At 71.0% G+C, this 19469-nt stretch carries 16 protein-coding genes; 7 read left to right on the top strand and 9 right to left on the bottom strand.

Features of this window, described 5'->3' with window-relative positions; translation table 11 throughout:
* The first annotated feature begins 185 nt into the window (after window positions 1–185).
* The 7 genes from WA640_RS20865 to WA640_RS20895 all read left to right on the top strand — a co-directional run bounded on the left by WA640_RS20865 (window position 186) and on the right by WA640_RS20895 (window position 9469).
* Window positions 186–2870, top strand: a complete 2685-nt coding sequence (locus WA640_RS20865) for an FtsK/SpoIIIE domain-containing protein (protein WP_442904796.1) — start codon at window positions 186–188, stop codon at window positions 2868–2870.
* Between the two features lie 34 nt (window positions 2871–2904).
* Window positions 2905–3579 carry a hypothetical protein gene (locus WA640_RS20870; protein ID WP_335990253.1) on the top strand — a complete coding sequence of 225 codons (675 nt, stop codon included), beginning with the start codon at window positions 2905–2907 and terminating at the stop codon, window positions 3577–3579.
* A gap of 87 nt (window positions 3580–3666) precedes the next feature.
* Complete coding sequence (locus WA640_RS20875) at window positions 3667–4221, top strand: hypothetical protein (RefSeq protein WP_106366748.1); 555 nt, start codon at window positions 3667–3669, stop codon at window positions 4219–4221.
* Between the two features lie 604 nt (window positions 4222–4825).
* On the top strand, window positions 4826–6679 hold the full coding sequence (locus WA640_RS20880; protein ID WP_442904797.1) for a phosphoenolpyruvate carboxykinase (GTP): 1854 nt from the start codon (window positions 4826–4828) through the stop codon (window positions 6677–6679).
* Between the two features lie 109 nt (window positions 6680–6788).
* Window positions 6789–7556, top strand: coding sequence for an isoprenyl transferase (locus WA640_RS20885; protein ID WP_335990255.1), 768 nt, complete (start codon window positions 6789–6791; stop codon window positions 7554–7556).
* Window positions 7557–7667: 111 nt separating this feature from the next.
* Window positions 7668–8228, top strand: a complete 561-nt coding sequence (locus WA640_RS20890; protein ID WP_335990256.1) for an RNA polymerase sigma factor — start codon at window positions 7668–7670, stop codon at window positions 8226–8228.
* Window positions 8225–9469 (top strand): hypothetical protein, encoded by a 1245-nt coding sequence (locus WA640_RS20895; protein ID WP_335990257.1) that lies wholly within the window; start codon window positions 8225–8227, stop codon window positions 9467–9469. The genes WA640_RS20890 and WA640_RS20895 overlap by 4 nt, the downstream gene beginning before the upstream one ends.
* Before the next feature lie 53 nt (window positions 9470–9522).
* Here WA640_RS20895 and WA640_RS20900 read toward each other — a convergent pair whose 3' ends face one another.
* The 9 genes from WA640_RS20900 to ehuC form a co-directional block, all read right to left on the bottom strand.
* Window positions 9523–10077, bottom strand: coding sequence for an isochorismatase family protein (locus WA640_RS20900; RefSeq protein WP_106366744.1), 555 nt, complete (start codon window positions 10075–10077; stop codon window positions 9523–9525).
* A gap of 146 nt (window positions 10078–10223) precedes the next feature.
* Window positions 10224–11900, bottom strand: a complete 1677-nt coding sequence (ctaD, locus tag WA640_RS20905) for an aa3-type cytochrome oxidase subunit I (protein ID WP_106366743.1) — start codon at window positions 11898–11900, stop codon at window positions 10224–10226.
* Window positions 11901–12141: 241 nt separating this feature from the next.
* The gene (locus WA640_RS20910; protein WP_106366742.1) at window positions 12142–12546 is read right to left on the bottom strand and encodes a roadblock/LC7 domain-containing protein; all 405 of its coding nucleotides are present in this window, start codon (window positions 12544–12546) and stop codon (window positions 12142–12144) included.
* Between the two features lie 11 nt (window positions 12547–12557).
* Complete coding sequence (locus WA640_RS20915; protein WP_335990258.1) at window positions 12558–14972, bottom strand: sensor histidine kinase; 2415 nt, start codon at window positions 14970–14972, stop codon at window positions 12558–12560.
* Window positions 14973–15063: 91 nt separating this feature from the next.
* Window positions 15064–16410, bottom strand: coding sequence for a TrkH family potassium uptake protein (locus tag WA640_RS20920; RefSeq protein ID WP_335990260.1), 1347 nt, complete (start codon window positions 16408–16410; stop codon window positions 15064–15066).
* Entirely contained in the window at window positions 16407–17090 is a 684-nt protein-coding gene (locus WA640_RS20925) for a potassium channel family protein (RefSeq protein WP_106366739.1), read from the bottom strand. The genes WA640_RS20920 and WA640_RS20925 overlap by 4 nt, the downstream gene beginning before the upstream one ends.
* 193 nt (window positions 17091–17283) lie before the next feature.
* Window positions 17284–18069, bottom strand: a complete 786-nt coding sequence (gene ehuA / locus WA640_RS20930) for an ectoine/hydroxyectoine ABC transporter ATP-binding protein EhuA (RefSeq protein WP_106366792.1) — start codon at window positions 18067–18069, stop codon at window positions 17284–17286.
* A 4-nt stretch (window positions 18070–18073) separates the two neighbouring features.
* Window positions 18074–18745: an amino acid ABC transporter permease gene (locus WA640_RS20935; protein WP_106366738.1), complete on the bottom strand. Its 672-nt coding sequence runs from the start codon at window positions 18743–18745 to the stop codon at window positions 18074–18076.
* Window positions 18745–19467, bottom strand: coding sequence for an ectoine/hydroxyectoine ABC transporter permease subunit EhuC (gene ehuC / locus WA640_RS20940; protein WP_106366737.1), 723 nt, complete (start codon window positions 19465–19467; stop codon window positions 18745–18747). The genes WA640_RS20935 and ehuC overlap by 1 nt, the downstream gene beginning before the upstream one ends.
* Window positions 19468–19469: the final 2 nt, after the last annotated feature.

Below are 19469 nucleotides of genomic sequence, written 5' to 3' on the forward strand. Positions count from 1 at the left end.
CCATGAGCAGCTGGCGCAGACGACTGGTGGCGGCCATGGGCGACGAGCTCGGCCGCGCCCGCGGCGAGGCCCGGCTCCTCGCCGAACGCACCGCCGAGCGGGCCGAGTCGGAGCGAGGCCGCGCCGAGCAGGTCATCGGCGACGCCACGCGCAAGCAGACCCAGCTGCGGCACATCCACGAGAAGATGACCGCGACGCTCGAAGCGCGCAAGGCCGCCGCCGTCGAAGGCAGCCACCGCGCCGCACTCGACGCCGCGGCCGCGGCCGCCCCGGCGGCCGCCGGGGCCCGGTGGTCTGAATGGCGGCTCGAATCCGGGCTGGCCCGCGGAGCGGCGCCGCTGCTTCGCGTGGGCCGCATCGCGGACAGCGAATCGACTGCTGCCTCCTCTGCTGCTGAAGCTTCCGGGGGGCCCTCCCTCCCCCCTCCCCCCGCCCCACCCACCACCGCCACCACCTTGCCGGGGACCGCCTCGACCGGGCGCGCTCCGGTCGAGAGTGGCGATGACCTCGCTGCCGCCGGAGGGATCCCTCCGGGGGCCTCGACTGCATCAGCCGGCTCGTCCATTGTGGCAGGGGGGTACGACAATCCAGGACCCTCAGTGACCGAGACCTCACTGCCTGCGTTGATCCCGCTGCTCGACCGGTCGCATCTGCGGATCGATTCCGATGCGGCGCATGCGCTTCCGGGGCTGCTGCTGCGGGCCGTGGGGAGTGTGCCGGCGGGGCTGGTGCGGCTGCACGTGTACGACCCTGAGCGTCTGGGGCGGTCGCTGTCGGCGTTCGCGGCGCTCGGGAAGGCCGGGCTGCTGTCGTTCGTCGGGCCCTCGGGGCTGCGGGAAGAGCTGGACTCGCTTGTGGAGACCGTGCGGCGCGTCAACGCCGAAGTGCTCGCGGGGGAGCACGACTCGCTCGCCGCGCTGGCCGCCGCGACCGGGCGGCGGCCCGAGCCGTGGCGGGTGCTCGTGCTGCTCAACGCCGACCTCGCCGCGTGGCCCGCGCACGACCAGGCGCAGCTGGCGCGGCTGCGCCGCACCGGCGTCGCCGCCGGGGTGCACCTCGTCATCGTCGGCGACGACACCGCCGGGCCCGCCGACCTGCCGCGCCTGACCGCGTCCGCCGCCACCGCGCTTCCCGGCGCCCCCATCGAACTCGACCCGCCGCCGCCTTCCACCACCGTCACCGAGGCCGCGAAGGCCGTGGCGGAGAAGCACCTCGCCGGGAAGGAGCCCGCCCGGCTGGTGGACCTGCTGCCGCAGCGGCTCTGGAACGCCTCGTCGGCCGCGGGGCTCCAGTCCGCCATCGGGGAGACCGCCGCCGGGGACGTCGCGAAGCTCAGCCTCGGCGACAACCCGCCGCACGCGCTCGTCGGCGGGCCCTCCGGGTCCGGGAAGACCAACCTCCTGTACGCGTGGATCGCCGGGCTCGCCTCCGAGTACAGCCCCGACGAGCTCGCGCTGTACCTCCTCGACTTCAAGGAAGGCGTCTCCTTCGCGCGCTTCGCCTCCGGGCGCCGCGACCCCACCTGGCTCCCGCACGTGCGCCTCGTCGGCGTCAACATCAACGACGACCGCGAGTTCGGCCTCGCGCTCCTGCGCCACCTCAAGGACGAGCTGCGCCGCCGCGCCGAGGCCGCGAAAGCCCACGAGGCCACCAAGCTCGAAGAGCTCCGCGCCGCCGACCCCGGCGGGCACTGGCCCCGCATCGTCGCCGTCGTCGACGAGTTCCAGGTGCTCCTCGAAGCCCGCGACGCCGTCACCGAAGAGGCCGTGCAGCTCCTCGAAGACCTCGCCCGCCGCGGCCGCAGCCAGGGCATCCACCTCGTGCTCGCCTCACAGGACGTCGCCGGGATCGAGGCGCTCTGGGGCCGGCCCAGCCTCGTCGCCCAGTTCACGCTGCGCATCGCGCTCCCCAAGGCCCGCAGGGTCCTCGCCGAGTCCAACCACGCCGCCGACACCGTCGTCCGCTTCCACGCCGTCGTCAACGACGAGTCCGGCCACGCCGGCGCCAACCGCATCGTCGCCATCCCCAACGCCGGGCACGCCGAAGCCTGGGAGCCCCTCCAGCAGCGCCTCTGGGAAGCCCGCCCGCCCGGGAACGAGCCGCCCGCGCTCTTCGACGGCGACCACGTCCCCGACCTCACCACCGCCGTCCCCGCCGCCGAGACCGCGCTCCTGGGCCAGACCATCGACGTCGCCGCCCGCGGCGCCGAACTCGCCCTCCACCGCGCGCCCGGCCGCAACCTCGCCGTCGTCGGCACCCGCACCGGCGAGGCCGCCGACATCCTCGCCGCCGCCGCGCTCACCGCCGCCCGCGGCGCGCACGAGCGCGGCCAGCGCATCGGCGTCGACATCTGCTGCCTCGAACCCGACGCCGCCGCCTCCGCGCTCGCGCTCGCCGCGGCGCTCGAAACCGAAGGGGCCGAAGTCGACTGGCACGACGACCTCGACTCGGCGTGCAAGGACTGGGAGTCGCGCTGCGACGGGACGCTGCGGCTGAACCTGGTCCACGCCGTCGACGCCGGGTCCGCGCGCCTCGACGCGCCCGGGTCGGCCCGCCTGCGCGCCATGCTCATCGACGGCCCCGAACGGCACCTCCACACGCTCGGGTGGTGGCGGTCGGTGCCGCGGCTGCGCGAGGACCTCGGCGGGTTCTCGGCGCGGTTCGACGCCGTCGACGCGTGGCTCGCGCTCGACGTGCAGGGCCCCGAGCTCGCCCCGCTCTCGCCCGCCTCCGGCGGCCCCGCCTGGTACCCGCGGGTGCGCCGCGGCCTCTACTTCGACCGCGCCCGGCACCGGGTCCCGCAGGTCGTCATCCCGTACCGGACGACCGCGCTCCTGCCGAACCCGTCGGCCGTCCTCGACCTTCCCTAGCGCCGGCACGGACCGTGCCGAGAAGGAGCACTCCATGACGACCGACACCGCCGGCACGAGTTATGCGGACGCCGTCGCCGCCTACCTCAAGGACCGCGCCGACGCCGACGCCGAGATCCGCGCCGCCGACGCCGCGTACCGGGACGAGTCCGCGCGGCTGGCCGCCGCCGTCGACCAGGCCCGCGCCTCGCGGGACGAGGCGAACCGGGACTCCGTGGCCGCCGCGACGCTCGTGGCCGAGACCGACAAGGCCGTCGCGATCCTGTGGCGGTCGCTCGGGGACTTCGTGGGCCACCGCCGCACCGGCCCGACCCCCTCGGCGGGGGAGCCCGACCCGGAGCCGGACGCCGAGCGCGTGCGGATGCGGCTGGAGCGCTCGGGGCGGCTGCTGTCGCTCGCCCGGCAGGGTGAACTTCCCATCGAGGCGCCCCGCCACACCGAGGTGACGGCGGCGCTCATCGGGGCCGCGACAGGGGCGCTCGCGGTCGCGGTGGCGCTCGGGGTGCTGCGCGCGGACGGGTCGGCGGTGCGGCAGGCGTTCGCGGCGCTGACGCTGTTCCTGGGGATCGCGGCCGGGCCGGTCGTGCTCGGGGTGTGGCTGTCGTGGCAGTACCGGGTGCGCCCGCGGCCGGGGCAGACGCTCGCGTGCGTGGGCGCGGCCGTGTTCGCGGTGTGCGCGCTCGCGGGGTTCTTCATGCGGGGCCTGTGACAGCGGGGCGCGCCGGACCCTCGGTCGGCTCCGCTTGACTCGATGGGGTACACCTGGAGCGTTCCTGAAACGTGAGGAGACCCGTCAATGGCCGCCATCGACGACACCGGCTCGTGGCACTACGGCCCGCTGCCGTCCACTGACGACGCCCCGGCCTGGATCTACGGGATCGTCCCCGACGGCTGGATCGCCGGGATGCCCGAGGTCACCGTGGACCGCGACGAGATGATCATCATCTGCCCGCTGCCGACCCCGGACCACCCCGCGGACGCCACCGAGTCCGACCGGGCCGCCACCGAGGAGGGCCGGATCTCCCGGTTCCGGGAGGCCACCCGCGACATGCGGGTGCAGATCGCGCAGCAGCTCCAGTACCGGTACCACCGGCAGGCGTCCTGGGGGGCGCGCTGCGGGTCCACCACGATGGTCTTCACGCACCAGTCCCTGCCGGTGACCACGCGGCTGCGCCAGCCCGAGCGGCTCGTCCTCGACACGCTCGTGGGCTCCGGGGTCGCCGCGTCGCGCCAGGACGCGCTCGCGTGGTGCGTGCGCCTGGTCGAGCAGCACGCCGAGGACTGGCTGAAGGAGCTGCGCGAGGCGATGCTGTCCGTCGACGACCTGCGCCGCCGGGGCCCGTCGGTCTGACTTCGAGCACGGAACGGGCGGGGACGCGACGCGTCCCCGCCCGTTCTTCGTGTTCAACGCATGAGGAAGTAGACGAGCACGATCGCCAGGACCGCGGCGAGCGCGACCGCGAACGCCACGACCCCGGCCCTATTGCGGCCCTGCTGCGGTTCCGGTTCACGGTGCGCCATCGACGTCTCCAAATGGTTCGACCCTGCGTGCCTGCGGTAGATCGGTGCTGCTGTGCATCTTCACCCAAGACGCCCCCCGGTGTGGCCGTTCACGGCAAATGCCGCCCGTCGCGGGCCTGTAACCGTTTCGCGGCGGCGATCTAACGCGCTCGTTCCATGATCGAAACCGATCGCGTTAGTTGAGAGCAGCGGTCAAATTCTGCCTTCCATGATCGGTTCTGCTCGGTGACGCAGAATCAGCAGGTATTTGTGATCGCTGCGAGCCCGAATGCGCACAAGATCGTCTTCGGCAGGCGGAGCGCCTGTTCAACGCCCGTGCAATCACGCACGAGTTCCTGCGCGGTCGCGCCCGTTCCCGTAGCGTCCGAAGGACCGGCCCCGGCCGGAGCGCCCGCGTCCGTGCCCAGAAGCCGACCGAAGGAGCCACCGTGAGCATCGAAGTCGCCACCGCCGCCGCCGAACCGACGGCGTCCGCCGCCGACCCCAACACGGGCCTCAGCGACCCGCCCACCCGCCACCACCGGCTGCTCGCCTGGGTCGGGGAGGTCGCCGAGCTCACCGACCCCGACCGGATCGTGTGGTGCGACGGCTCCCGGGCCGAATGGGAGCGCCTGACCGGCGAGCTCGTCGCCTTCGGGACCCTCGTCCCGGTCCCCGCCAAACCCGACTCGTTCCTCGCCCGCACCGACCCCGGGGACGTCGCCCGCGTCGAGGAGCGCACCTTCATCTGCTCCGAGGACCCCGAGGACGCCGGCCCCACCAACAACTGGACCGCGCCCGACTACATGCGCGAGACCATGACCGGCCTCTACCGCGGCTCCATGCGCGGGCGCACCATGTACGTGATCCCGTTCTGCATGGGCTCCCTCGACGCCGACAAGCCGATGTTCGGCGTCGAGCTCACCGACTCCGCGTACGTCGCCGCGTCGATGCACATCATGACCCGCATGGGCACCGAGGTCCTCGCGAAGATGGGCCCCGACGCCGACTTCGTCAAATGCCTCCACTCCGTGGGCGCGCCGCTCGCCCCCGGCCAGGCCGACGTCCCGTGGCCGTGCAACGAGACGAAGTACATCTCCCACTTCCCCGGCGACCGCGAGATCTGGTCCTACGGGTCCGGGTACGGCGGCAACTCCCTCCTCGGGAAGAAGTGCTACGCGCTGCGCATCGCCTCCGCCATGGGCAGGGACGAGGGCTGGCTCGCCGAGCACATGCTCATCCTGCGCCTCACCAGCCCGCAGGGGAAGGTCTACCACGTGACCGGCGCGTTCCCCTCGGCCTGCGGCAAGACCAACCTCGCCATGCTCGAACCGACCATCCCCGGCTGGAAGGTGGAGACCCTCGGCGACGACATCGCCTGGCTCCGCTTCGGCGAGGACGGGCGCCTGTGGGCCTCCAACCCCGAGTACGGGTTCTTCGGCGTCGCCCCGGGCACCGACTACCGCACCAACCCCAACGCCATGCGCACCATCGAGCAGGGCCACACCCTGTTCACCAACGTCGCCCTCACCGACGACGGCGACATCTGGTGGGAGGGCATGGGCGAGCCCCCGGCCCACGCGATCGACTGGAAGGGCCGCGACTGGACCCCCGACTCCGAGGAGCCGTCCAGCCACCCCAACAGCCGGTTCTGCACGCCCATCAAGCAGTGCCCGGTCCTCGCCGACCAGTACGACGACCCGCGCGGCGTCCCCATCGACGCGATCCTGTTCGGCGGCCGCCGCGCCACCACCGTCCCGCTCGTCGCCCAGGCCCGCGACTGGGTCCACGGCGTGTACATGGGCGCGACCCTCTCCTCCGAGACCACCGCCGCCGCCACCGGCAGGGTCGGGGTCGTCCGCCGCGACCCCATGGCGATGCTCCCGTTCATCGGCTACAACGCCGCCGACTACTTCGGGCACTGGATCGAGATGGGCAAGGCCGCCGCCGACGAGGCCCTCCTGCCGCAGGTGTTCTACGTCAACTGGTTCCGCCGCGGCGACGACGGCCGCTTCCTGTGGCCCGGCTTCGGCGAGAACTCCCGCGTCCTCAAATGGGTCGTCGAACGCCTCGAAGGCCGCGCCGAAGCCGTCGAGACCCCCATCGGGCACTGCCCGACCCCGGGCGCGATCGACACCGACGGCCTCGACCTCGACCGCGACGACCTCGCCGCGGCCCTGAAGGTCGACCCCGCCGAATGGGCCGAGGAGGTCCCGCTCGTCGAAAGCTGGTTCGCCCGCTTCGGCGACCGCCTCCCCGCCGTCCTGTGGGCCGAGCTCGACGCCCTCAAGCAGCGGCTCGACGGATAGCCGCACACCCCGGGAACGGGCAGGACAGGCCCTGGGCCGGGGCCGCGAAGGCCCCGGCCACGGCGAAGCTCGCGAGCCGTGAAATTCGAGGAGCCTACAATTGCCGGTTGTGGCGATCTCGAACCTGCTTTACCGGATATACGAGCGTCGGCTCGCACGCGAGCTGACCGGACAGCCGCTGCCCAGGCACATCGGCGTCATGGTCGACGGCAACCGGCGCTGGGCCCGCGACATGGGCCTCACCGACCCCAACGACGGGCACCGCGCCGGCGCCAAGCACATCGAGCGCTTCCTCGGCTGGTGCGACGAACTCGGCGTCGAGCACGTGACCATCTGGCTCCTCTCCACCGAGAACCTCTCCCGGCCCAAAGCCCAACTCGACCCCCTCCTCGACATCATCGACGAACTCGCCGGCGAACTCTCCGACGACGACCAGCCCTGGCAGCTGCGCATGGTCGGCGCCCTCGACCTCCTCCCCGAAGACCACCAGAACGCCCTCAAGCACGCCCAGCAGCGCACCGCCGACAAGCGCGGCATGCAGGTCAACCTCGCCGTCTGCTACGGCGGCCAGCGCGAGATCGCCGACGCCGTCCGCTCCTTCATGCTCGAACAGGCCGCCGCCGGCGCCAGCCTCGAACAGGCCGCCGAAGCGATCGACGCCGACTCCATCGCCCGCCACCTCTACATGACCGGCCAGCCCGACCCCGACCTCGTCATCCGCACCTCCGGCGAGCAGCGCATCTCCGGGTTCCTCCTCTGGCAGTCCGCGTACTCCGAGTTCTACTTCTGCGACTCCAACTGGCCCGACTTCCGCCGCGTCGACTTCCTCCGCGCCGTCCGCTCCTTCGCCACCCGCGACCGCCGCTACGGCAAGTGAATCCCCAAACTGTGAACTAGAACTCCACACAGGAGTGCGTCAACGCCCTCCCGGCGCTCGTGTATCTCATGCGGACCCCCAAGCCGCAGCACCGTAGCCGAGGAGCCCCCCATGACGCCCACCCGCGACAGCTCTGCTCCACCAGGGGAAGGAGGCGGCGCCGCCGCGCAGCTGCTGCCGATGCGCGCCAGCCTCGAATTCGACGACTTCTACGCCGCCAACGTCCGCGTCATCACCGGCCAGATCTTCGCGTACACCGGCGACCGGGCCGAAGCCGAGGACCTGGTGGCCGAGGCGTTCTGCCGCGCGCTCGCCCGCTGGAGGAAAGTGCGCGAGTACGAGAACCCGACCGCGTGGGTGCGCCGCGTGGCCTGGAACCTCGCCACCAGCCACCTGCGCCGCCGCGGCGTCGTGCAGCGGTTCCTCAACCGGCAGCGCGAGACCCACGAGAAGGCGCCGGACGGCGACCGCGTCGACCTGATGCGCGCGCTCGCCGGGATCGGCGAGCACCACCGCAAAGCCGTGATCCTCCGGTACATGGCGGGCCTGACCGTCGCCGAGATCGCAGAGCAGGAAGGCGTCGCCGAAGCCACCGTCCGCTCCTGGCTCACTCGGGGGAAGGCCGCGCTCGCGGGCCGACTCACCGTCCAAGACGAGATGGAGCAGCGATGAGCACGCCAGACGAGACCCTCTTCGAAGAGGCGTTCGCCGAGTTCGCCCACGCCGCGGAACTCATGGTCGACCCCGTCGACTCCGCCGTCATCCACGGCCGGGTGCGGCGCCGCCGGACCACCAAGGGCGCCTTGGCCGCCGCGCTGGCCGCGCTCATCGTGGCCGTGCCCGCGGTCTGGTGGCTCCAGGACTCCAACGGCCAGGAGGTCGACCCGCGCCCTGCGGAGGAGACCACCGACGAGACCTCCACCGCGGAGACCTCGCCCGCCGAGGGCGGCACCGGCACCGGGGCGGTCCCGCAGGGCCAGGAGTCCGAGACCGAGCCGGTCCTGCCGACGTTCGGCGACCTCGTCGGCGCCGAGATCGACCTGCCGTCCTTCGGGTCCGTCTACGACTCGTCGTGCCCGACGGCCCCGGCCCGCCCCTCGGACGGCACGCCCGACCCCGAGAGCGGCCAGTGGTTCCCCGACGTGGACGCCGGTCCGGTCCGGCTCCTCAAGGTCGTCCACACGACCCTGGAGGACGGCGGCCCGGTGCGGGCCGTCGCGCTGTTCGGGTGCACCCCGAGCGAGCAGACGATCCGCCAGGCCGTGGTCGTCGCCGGGGACGGCGACGGCGGCTGGGAGGTCACCGAAGAGATCGCCGTCGGCGACTCCGGCTTCGCGCTGTGGGACATCGCGCCCGCGGCAACCGCGGGCGTGCTGCTCCTGGTGCCCGAGCAGGAGCCCACGGGCAGGTACCTGGAGATCGAGCTCGACTACGAGGTCTTCCGGTACCGCACGGGGGAGGAGCTCGCCGACGTGACCGCCGACGCGTACCTGTGGGGCGTCACCGACCTGGCGGTCTCGGTCGAGAAGACCGCGAACGGGGACGGGACCTGGACCGCGGCCGTCACGGTCGCCAACGACGGCGACCACGAGTCGCAGGCGATCCAGTTGGCGATGTGCGCGAGCGAGAGCCTCGGGACCGACGGCCCCGAGACGGTGCCCGAGTGCAACGGCGAGATCCAGGGCGTCGCGGTCCTCGAACCGCTCGTCCCCGGCGACTCGACCACCATGGAGTGGACGCTGACCCCGGAGCCGTTCGACGACTGGAACGGCGACGAGCAGGCCGGCGGCCTGTACTTCTCGGTGTGGATGCGGCCGGTCGCGTACAGCGTCGACGGGTTCGTGTTCGACCCCGACGGCGAGAACGACTACGACGACACGTCGATCATCGTCGACGACATGCCCACGTCCTGACGGGCGGGACGCCGGACGGGCCGGGGCACCAGCCCCGGCCCGTCCGCGCAGGTCTACTCGACCGCGACGCCCGCCTGCTCGAAGTCGGCGAGGGCCTTCGCCCGCGTCTCCTCGGCGACCGCGGCCGTGTACTCCAGGAGCACCGTGACCGCGAAGCCCTCGGCCTTCGCGTCGAGGGCCGTGGCGCGCACGCAGTGGTCGGTGGCGATGCCGACGACGTCGACCGCGTCCACGTCGCGGGTCCGCAGCCACTCGGCGAGGCCCGTCTCGCCCGAGGAGCCCTCAAACCCCGAGTAGGCGGCCTCGTAGGCGCCCTTGTCGAACACGGCCTCCGCGAGCGTGTGGTCGAAGTCCGGGTGGAAGCCCGACCCGGCCGTGCCGACCACGCAGTGCGGCGGCCACGAGTCGCGGAAGTCCGGCTCCGCGGAGAAGTGCAGGCCCGGGTCGATGTGCCAGTCCCGGGTGGCGACCACGTGGTCCCACCGGCCCGGGGCGGCCTTGATGAGGTCGGTGACGGCCGCCGCTACGGCCGCGCCGCCCGCGACCGGCAGCGACCCTCCCTCACAGAAGTCGTTCTGGACGTCTACCACGATCAGTGCCCGGCTCATGCCTCGATCCTATTGCCAACGGCGGGGCACCTCAAGGGCAGTGCGAGTGCGGCGGATCGTAGATCCTATTTCCTATAGGATATGCGATCCGCGCACGCGAAAGGCCCGGGAGCCGCGGCTCCCGGGCCTTCACGCGAGGTCGCGGGCTAGTGGCCCTTGACCTCCTTGACCAGGTGGCCCCACTTCTCGTCGAAGACGGGGCGCTCCGAGCGGATGCGCGGGAGGCGGTCGAAGTTGCGCAGCGGCGGCGGACAGCTGGTCGCCCATTCGAGCGAGCCGCCGTAGCCCCACGGGTCGTTCGTCTCCACGACGCGCCCGGCCTTCCAGGACTTGAACAGGTTCCAGATGAACGGCAGCGTCGACAGGCCGAGGATGAACGCGCCGATCGTCGAGACCATGTTCAGCGTCGTGAACCCATCGGACTCCAGGTAGTCGGCGTAGCGGCGGGGCATGCCCTCGGCGCCCAGCCAGTGCTGCACCAGGAACGTCGTGTGGAAGCCGATGAACGTCAGCCAGAAGTGGACCTTCGCGAGGCGCTCGTCGTACATGCGCCCGGCGACCTTCGGGAACCAGAAGTACACGCCGGCGTAGACCGCGAACACGATCGTGCCGAACAGCACGTAGTGGAAGTGCGCGACCACGAAGTACGAGTCGGAGACGTGGAAGTCGACCGGCGGGCTGGCGAGGAGGACGCCCGAGAGGCCGCCGAGGAGGAACGTCACCAGGAAGCCGATGCTGAACAGCATCGGGGCCTCGAACGTCAACTGGCCCTTCCACATCGTGCCGATCCAGTTGAAGAACTTCACACCGGTCGGGACCGCGATGAGGAACGTCATGAGCGAGAAGAACGGCAGCATGACCGCGCCGGTCGCGTACATGTGGTGCGCCCACACCGCCATCGACAGGCCCGCGATGGCGAGCGTCGCGGCGACGAGCGTCTTGTAGCCGAAGATCGGCTTGCGGCTGAACACCGGGAAGATCTCCGACACGATGCCGAAGAACGGCAGCGCCACGATGTACACCTCGGGGTGGCCGAAGAACCAGAACAGGTGCTGCCACAGGATCGCGCCGCCGGTGTCGGCGTCGAACACGTGCGCGCCGAGCGTGCGGTCGGCCATGACGGCGAGCAGCGCGGCGAACAGGATCGGGAAGACCAGGATCATCAGCAGGCTGGTGATGAGGATGTTCCACGTGAAGATCGGCATCCGGAACATGAGCATGCCCGGCGCGCGCATCGTCACGATCGTGGTGATCATGTTGACGGCGCCGAGGATCGTGCCCGCACCGGAGATCGACAGGCCCACGAACCACATGTCCGCGCCGATCCCGGGGGAGTTCACGGCGTTCGACAGCGGCTGGTACGCGAACCAGCCGAACGAGGCCGCGCCGCCGGGGGTGACGAAGCCGGCGACCGCGAGGGTCGAGCCGAGCAGGTACAGCCAGTACGCGAACGCGTTGAGGCGCGGGAACGCGACGTCGGGGGCGCCGATCTGGAGCGGCACCAGGTAGTTGCCGAACGCGAACACGATCGGGGTCGCGAACATCAGCAGCATGATGGTGCCGTGCATCGTGAACAGCTGGTTGAACTGCTCAGAGGACACGATCTGGAGTCCGGGCTGGAACAGCTCCGCGCGGATCAGCAGGGCCAGGACGCCGCCGATCGCGAAGAACGCGAACGACGTCACGAAGTAGAGCAGGCCGATCTGCTTCGCGTCGGTCGTGCGGAGCGTGCGGGCGAGCCAGGAGCCCTTGGGCTCGCGGCGCACCGGCCAGGGACGCGCGACGATAGGCGTTGGCTCAAGCTTCGGCTCAACCGTGGTCACCTGTGGGCCTCCATGATTCATTTCCAGGTAGCGAACGCAGCATAGCCCCGTGAAACGCCGCCTACGCGGAGGGGCGCAGCCTCAGCGGCGTGGCGCAGCGTGACGGAATGCTGCGCATTCCGTGGTTGTCGCAGGTCGACCATGCCTTTAAAAACTGCGACACGTCATAGCGGTGGGACGCCCCGCGCGGGCCGTCGATGGGCGCGGCCCGGCGCGGGTGAGCAATCTCCTACGCGGTGGTTCAGACCCCGCCGCGCGCATCGGGTTCGAGCGCGGCGTAGACCCGCTTCACCAGCAGCGCGGTCTCGTAGCCGACCTGGCCGAGGTCGCAGCCGGCGTTGGCGAGGACCGCGAGCTGGGCCCGGTCGCCGACGGCCATGAGCAGCAGCACGCCCTCGTCCATGTCGATCACCGACTGGCGGATGCGGCCCGCGTCGAGGACCTTCGCGGCCCCCGTCGTCAGGCTCGCCAGGCCGGAGGTGATCGCGGCGAGCTGGTCGGCCCGGTCCGTCGACAGGCCGCGGGACGCGGCGATGGCGAGGCCGTCGACGGACACCGTGAGCGCCTCGGAGACGTCCGGCACCTTCTCCACGAAGGAGGTCAGGAGCCAGTCGAGTTCACCGACGTTCTTGTCCTTGCTATCCATCTCGCTGCTTTCTATTGGCGTTGTTCGTGCGCGGCGGCCGCCGCGATGCCGGAGGCGAAACCGGCGAGCCGGTCCCGGATCTCCGCCGGGTCGAGATCGGCGCCGCCGCCCTGCCGGGCACTGGGGACGGAGCCGGGGAGCAGTCGGGAGCCCGGCGCGCGACGGGGCAGTTCGGCGCCGTTGGTCCTGCCGGAGTTTTCGAGTGCTCGGTTCACCTTCCTGAAGGTAACATCCAGCGTCTCGGGAGCGGGGCCCGCAGGGGCCGCCACCGGCTTGCTTCCGTTGAGTGTTCCCCCAGCTACGGGGCGTGGCTCGGGGGCCGGGCCGGCCTTGCGCGGGCGCGGCACGATCGGCTCCACGGCGCCTGAACCGGCCGCCTCGGCGCCCGTCCCGGTCACCGGCAGGTTCGCCGCCCGCGCCGACAGCGCCAGCCGCGCCGCCGAACCCTGGTCGGGCGACAGCCCCACCGGGTCCTCCGCGTGCGCGCTCGCCGGAATCCGCACCAGCGCCAGCGTGCCCTTGCCCATCGTCGAGTGCAGTTGCACGCTCACCGAGTGCTCCGCGGCCAGCCGCCCCACCACCAGGAGGCCCATCGTCGCCGTCAGCTCCGAGTTCAGCTGCGTCGGCTCGGCCAGGCGGCGGTTGATCGCCGCCATCGGCTCCGGCGCCAGGCCGATGCCGTCGTCGGCGATCGAGATGACGATCTCCGAACCCGAACGGCGCGACGTCACCCGCACCGACTGCGTCGGCGGCGAGTACGCGGCCGCGTTGTCGAGCAGCTCCGCGAGGATGCGCACCAGGTCCCCGGCCGGCTTGGTCTCCAGCCGCGCCGACACCTGGTTCTCGACCATGACGCGGCCCGCGTCCTCGATCTCGGCGACCGCGTCGCGGATGATCGTGTCCAGGTTCGCCGGGTGGTTGTAGCGGCGCTGCGGGTCACCGCCCGCCAGGAGCAGCAGGTTCTCCTCGTTGCGGCGCATGCGCGCCAGCAGGTGGTAGACCGAGCGCCACTCGTCCGGGACCGCGTGGTCCGGGGCCTGCTCCACCAGGGACTCCATGACCTGCTGCTGGCGGCGGATGAGGCTCTGCCCGCGGCGCGCGAGCGTCTTCATCATCGCCTCGACGTCGATGCGCAGCAGCGCCTGGTTCGCGGTCTGGCGCAGCGCCTGGTGGTGCGCGGCGCTGAACGCCTCCGCGAGCGAGTCGAGCTCGTCGGCGTACCGCGAGTCCGTGCTCATCACCGTCTGCCGCTTCGCCGTCTGGAGCAGCCGGTCCACCTCGTCGGCGTTGGCCGCCTGCGACACCGCCGCCACCGTCTTCGGCAGCGTGTCGTACGCCGCGGTCAGCGTCGCCTCGCGGACGCCGTCGACGCGGAGGCTGATGCGGCGGGCCAGCATCGCCGCCGAGATGATCGACGTCAAGGCCAGCACGATCACCAGCGCGAACGTCGTCAGCAGGGTCCGCGAGGAGGCGTCGCGGATCTCGTCCACGTCGACCTGCATCGCGTCGAGCACCGACTCCTGGCTCGTGTCCAGCGCCGCGATGATCGACCCCTGCGCGTTCGAGAAGTCCTGCGGGCTGATCGTCGGCACGTTCCCGCGCACGTACACCCCGAGGGCCTCCTGCGCGGTCTCGATGTCCTCGGAGTCCATGGCCGCCTTGTAGACCGCGCTCGTCTCCGACGACGCGTTCGCCTGGAACTCGGTGATCTGCCGGTCGAAGTTCCCCGACAGGTACGCCACGTTCGACAGCTCCGCGCGCCCCACCACGACCGCCTGCGCCTCGCCGAGGCTCACCAGGTCCGTGGAGACGGTGAACTGGATCTCCGCGGCGATCCGGCTGGCCTGCATGAGCGCCGCCAGCGAGTCGAGGTGCGCGGCGACGCCCGCGTCGTCCACCATGCGCGGCAGGATCGCCGCGATGGACACGATCTTGTTCGCCACGTCCCGGTACACCAGGTACGCGTCGGCGACGTCGTCGTCCGTGAAGTCGGCCTCCCCCGCGGCCAGCCGGTCGAAGGCCGCGCGCGCCGTCTCCAGGCCTTCGGCCTTCGTGAACAGCGACTCCAGGTCGTCTTCGAGATCGGGGAAGCGCGCGGTCACCCCCGGCGCCGCCTCCTCCAGCCGGTCGAACGCCCAGTCGGTCTCGCGGCGGGCCACCGCCGAGTCGAACTGGCCGCCGCCCCCGTTGATCACCGACTCCACCAGCGGCCCCGCCTCCATCCGGTGCGCCTCCAAGGCGTCGTTCAGATCCGCGGACAGCCCCGCGAGCACCTCGGCGTCCGTCGCGTTCTGGTACTCGTCCCACACGCTGACGGTCTGGAACAGCCCGAGCACCAGCATCCCCATGAGCGCCGCGGCGATCGGGAGCATCAACTGCATCCGGATGGGGAGACGACTGGTGCGCTGCCGGGCTTTACGGGACATCGGGGGGCGTCCTTTCTGGGGGCGACGATCCGCGTGGCGGCGTGCTGGACACCATCTTCGCTTGTCGTCGCAGGGGCAGTTGAGGCGGGGCTCACCCCACGAGCGGGCGCGCCGAAGGGTACCGGTATAGCCGTTTTCGTGTACGAAGGGCCAGCGACGCGGCGAAAAGCACGGGTCCGACGCGGCCCGTGTACATCGCGATCGTCAACAGCCACACCGAAGGCTCCGACAGGTCGTACGTGATGCCCGTCGACTGGCCCATCGTCGCGAACGCGCTGGTGACCTCGAACATGATCGACGTCAGGTCGATGTGCGGCTCGAACCGCTGCATCAGGAACACGCCGAACGCGTTGCACGCCACGTACACCAGCGCCACCGTGAGCGCCTCGCGGATCACCGGCGGGTCGATGCGGCGGCGGAACACCGTCACGTCCGGCTCGCCGCGCACCTCCGCCCAGATCACCAGCAGCAGCAGGAAGAACGTGGTGACCTTGATGCCGCCCGCCGTCGAGGCCGAGCCGCCGCCGATGAACGCCAGGATGATCGAGGCGAGCAGCGAGTCCTCGCGCATCGCGCCGACGTCGATCGAGTTGAAGCCCGAGGCGCGCACCATCGCCGACTGGAAGAACGCGGGCAGGATCCGGTCGTACCAGGGCCACTGCCCGAACGTCGCCGGGTTCGACCACTCGATCACCAGGTACGCGGCCCAGCCGCCGACGATGAGGATCGCCGACCCGATGAGCGTGAGCTTCGTGTGCACCGACCACTGGCGCCGCCCCCAGTGGCGGCGCGTCACCTCGTAGATCACGGGCATGCCGAGCGCCCCGAGGATCGACCCGAGCGCGATCGGCACGCAGATCCACGGGTCCGTCGCGTAGCTCATCAGCGAGTCCGAGAACAGCGCGAAGCCCGCGTTGTTGAACGAGCTCACCGAGTGGAACACGCCGTACCAGACCGCGTCCCCGAGCCCGAAGTCCAGCGTGGAGAACCGGATCGCCAGCGCCAGCGCCATGATCGCCTCGCAGATCAGCGAGAACACGATGGTGCGCAGCAGGATCGCCTTGAAGTCGCCGAGGTTCAGGGCCTGGCTGACCTCCATGCGCGTCGCGAGCTTCGTGCGCAGCCCCAGCTTGTGGGTGACGAGCAGGGCCATGAGGACCGCGCTCGTCATGATCCCGAAGCCGCCGATCTGGAACAGCAGCATGATGACGAACTGCCCGAACCACGACCAGTGGACGGGCGTGTCCACCACGGCCAGGCCGGTCACCGACACCGCCGACGTGGACGTGAACAGCGCGTCGGCGAACGAGGTGCGGTTGTCGCCCAGGTGCGCGACCGGCAGCAGGAGCAGCAGCGTCCCGGCCAGGATCACGCCCATGAACAGCAGCGGGATGAGGCGGCCCGGGTGGCGGAAGAACGCCTTGACCTTCGGGATCATGTGGTGGAGGCGAACGCCTCGACCTTGGTGGTCGCGCCGGAGACGATGAGGGTGTCCCCTTCGGAGACCACGGTCTCGGGCGTGGCGTACGTGAAGTCCCGGTCGGGCTGCTTCACGCCGACGACGGTGACCCCGTACTTCGAGCGCAGCCGCGACTCGGCGAGGGTCTTCCCCACCGCCTCGGTGGGCGCCTTGGTCTTCACGATCGCGAAGCCGTCGTCGAACTCGATGAAGTCGAGCATCCGCCCGCTCACCAGGTGCGCGACCCGCTCGCCCATCGCCCACTCGGGGTAGACGACGTGGTGGGCGCCGGTGCGGTGCAGGATCTGGCCGTGCTTGGCGTTGATGGCCTTCGCCCAGATCTCGCGGACCCCGGCCTCCTCGCACGCCAGGACGGTGAGGACGCTCGCCTCGATGTCCGTGCCGATCGCGACCACGACGTGGTCGAACTCGCCGATCCCCAGCTGCACGAGGACCGCCGACTCGGTGGAGTCGGCCTGCACGACGTGCGTGAGGGTCTCGGAGGCGCGCTGGACGATCTCGGGCCGCTCGTCGATCGCGAGGACCTCGTGGCCCAGGCGGGTGAGCGACTCGGCGACCGCGGACCCGAAGCGGCCCAGGCCGATCACCGCGATGGACTCCTCGGGGAGGTTGTTCTCGCCCCGGCCGAACAGGTTCATCCGCGCATCCCCCGGACTGGATCAGGTGCTGACACGAAGACTGATTCTGCCACCCGCCCGCACCCCGCGGGCGCCGCGCCGCCGAGAGGGCGCCGGGTCCGGGCAGAGGAATGAGGAGGGCGGTCGATAACCCCTCATGACCGCCCCCCTCGAACACCCCTAACACTCTCCAAGGATGGAGGAGATCCCAAGCCTACTCCGCGAGAACGGCTCTGAGGAAGTCCTGAGTGCGCGCTTCTTGCGGCTCGGAGAACATCGCCTCGGGCGGGCCCTGCTCGACGATCCGGCCGCTGTCGAACATCATCACGCGGTCCGAGACGTCCCGCGCGAAGCCCATCTCGTGGGTCACGCACAGCATCGTGATGCTCGTGGTCGCGGCGACGTCGCGCAGGACCGCGAGCACGTCGGCGACGAGCTCCGGGTCGAGCGCGCTCGTCACCTCGTCGAGCAGCAGGATGTCGGGGTCCATCGCGAGCGCGCGGGCGATCGCCACGCGCTGCTGCTGGCCGCCCGAGAGGCGCGAGGGGTACTCGCCGGTCTTGTCGGCCAGGCCCACCAGGTCGAGCAGGGACAGGGCCTTGGCCTCGGCCTCCTCCTTGGAGCGGCCCGCGACGTGGACCTGCGCCTCGGTGACGTTGCGCAGCACCTTCATGTTCGGGAACAGGTTGAACTGCTGGAAGACCATCCCGACGCGCGAGCGGCGCTGGCGCAGCCACTTCTCGTTCGCGGGGACGAGCCTCCCCTTCTTCTCCATGTGGGAGTAGGGCCGGCCCTCGACCCACACGACGCCGCCGTCGGCTTCCGGATCCGCCTTCGGCGTCACCGTCTCCAGCGTCATCAGCAGCCGCAGGATCGTGGTCTTCCCGGACCCGGAGGGCCCGATGAGCGTCACGCGCTCGCCCGGGTCGACCCGGAAGCTCAGCTCGTCGAGGACCTTCAAGTCCCCGAACGACTTGTCCACGCGATCGAACTCGATGATGGGTTCAGAAGTTGGACTTGGCAAGACGGTTCTCCAATCTGCGCATCGCGACCGCGACCGGGTACGAGGCGGCGAGGAACAGCAGCCCGGCGAGGGTGTAGCCCTCGACGGCGCCGGTGTAGTGCTGGCCCTGGAAGGCCCGTGCCTCCGCGATCATCTCCATGACGCCGATGATGAACAGGGTCGGCACCTCTTTGAACATGGCGATGATCCAGTTGCCGACGGCCGCCGCCGAGCGGCGCGCCATCTGCGGGAGGACGATCGCGCCCCACACCCGGTGGGACGGGAGGTTCAGCGCGGTCGCCGCCTCCCACTGGCCCTTGGGGATCGCGTCGATCCCCGCCCGGTAGGACTCCGAGGTGTAGGACGCGTAGTGGAGGCCCAGCACCGTCGAGCCGACGGCGAAGGCGCTCCAGTCGGGGTTGATGTAGAGGCTCGTCGCCGTCCAGACGATGAGCACCTGCACCAGCAGGGGGGTGTTGCGGATGAACTGGAAGACCAGCGACAGCGGCCTGCGCAGCCACGCCGGCCCGTTCCGCTCGCCGATGGCGACGAGCAGGCCCACGACGATCGCGATGATCCCGGCCACGAGCGTGACCTGGAGGACCACGATGAAGCCGTCCCAGATGGCCGGGAAGATCTCCCGGAGGGTCTCGTTGCTCCAACCGGTCTGCATCAGTCGACGCCTCCAGCCGCGACGGCCGGGGCCAGGCGGCCCTTCTGCACCTTCGCCTCGATGCCGAGCCCGCGCTTGGCGCGGCGCTCCAGCGCCCGCATCCCGGTCCAGATGAGCCAGGCGAGCACGAAGTAGATGACCAGGACGACCGCGTAATGCAGCAGCCGGTCCTGCCCCGGCTGCTTGCCGAGGAGCCCCGCCAGCCAGGTGATGTCGAGGACGCCGATGACCGACACCAGCGCCGAGGCCTTGAGCAGCATGATCGCGAACGCGCACAGCGAGGGGATCATCTCCGGCCACGCCTGGGGGAGCACCACGAGCCGCAGCTTCTGGAGCGGGGTGAGGTTCAGGGCCGTGGCCGCTTCGAGCTGGCCCTTGGGGACCGCCGCGATGGCGCCGCGCACCACCTCCGACGAGTAGGCGCCGTAGTTGAACCCGAGCGCGATGATCCCGGCGACGATCAGGTAGTCGAACTGGATGCCCAGCACGACCGGCATCGCGAACGCGAACCAGAACAGCTGCACCACCACCGACGAGCCGCGGAAGAACTCCACGAACACGCGCGCCGGGGTGCGCACCGCGAGGTGCCTGGAGCCCGTCATGAGCCCGAGGCCGAACGCGAGCACGAGGGCCAGCGCCGCCGACGCCACGGTGACGCCGACGGTGACCAGGAGCGGTTCTCCGTATCGGGGGAGTGATTCGATGACCGCTTGGAAGTCCATGG

This window comes from Glycomyces sp. MUSA5-2, from assembly GCF_037034145.1.
GTDB classification, from domain to species: domain Bacteria; phylum Actinomycetota; class Actinomycetes; order Mycobacteriales; family Micromonosporaceae; genus Glycomyces; species Glycomyces artemisiae.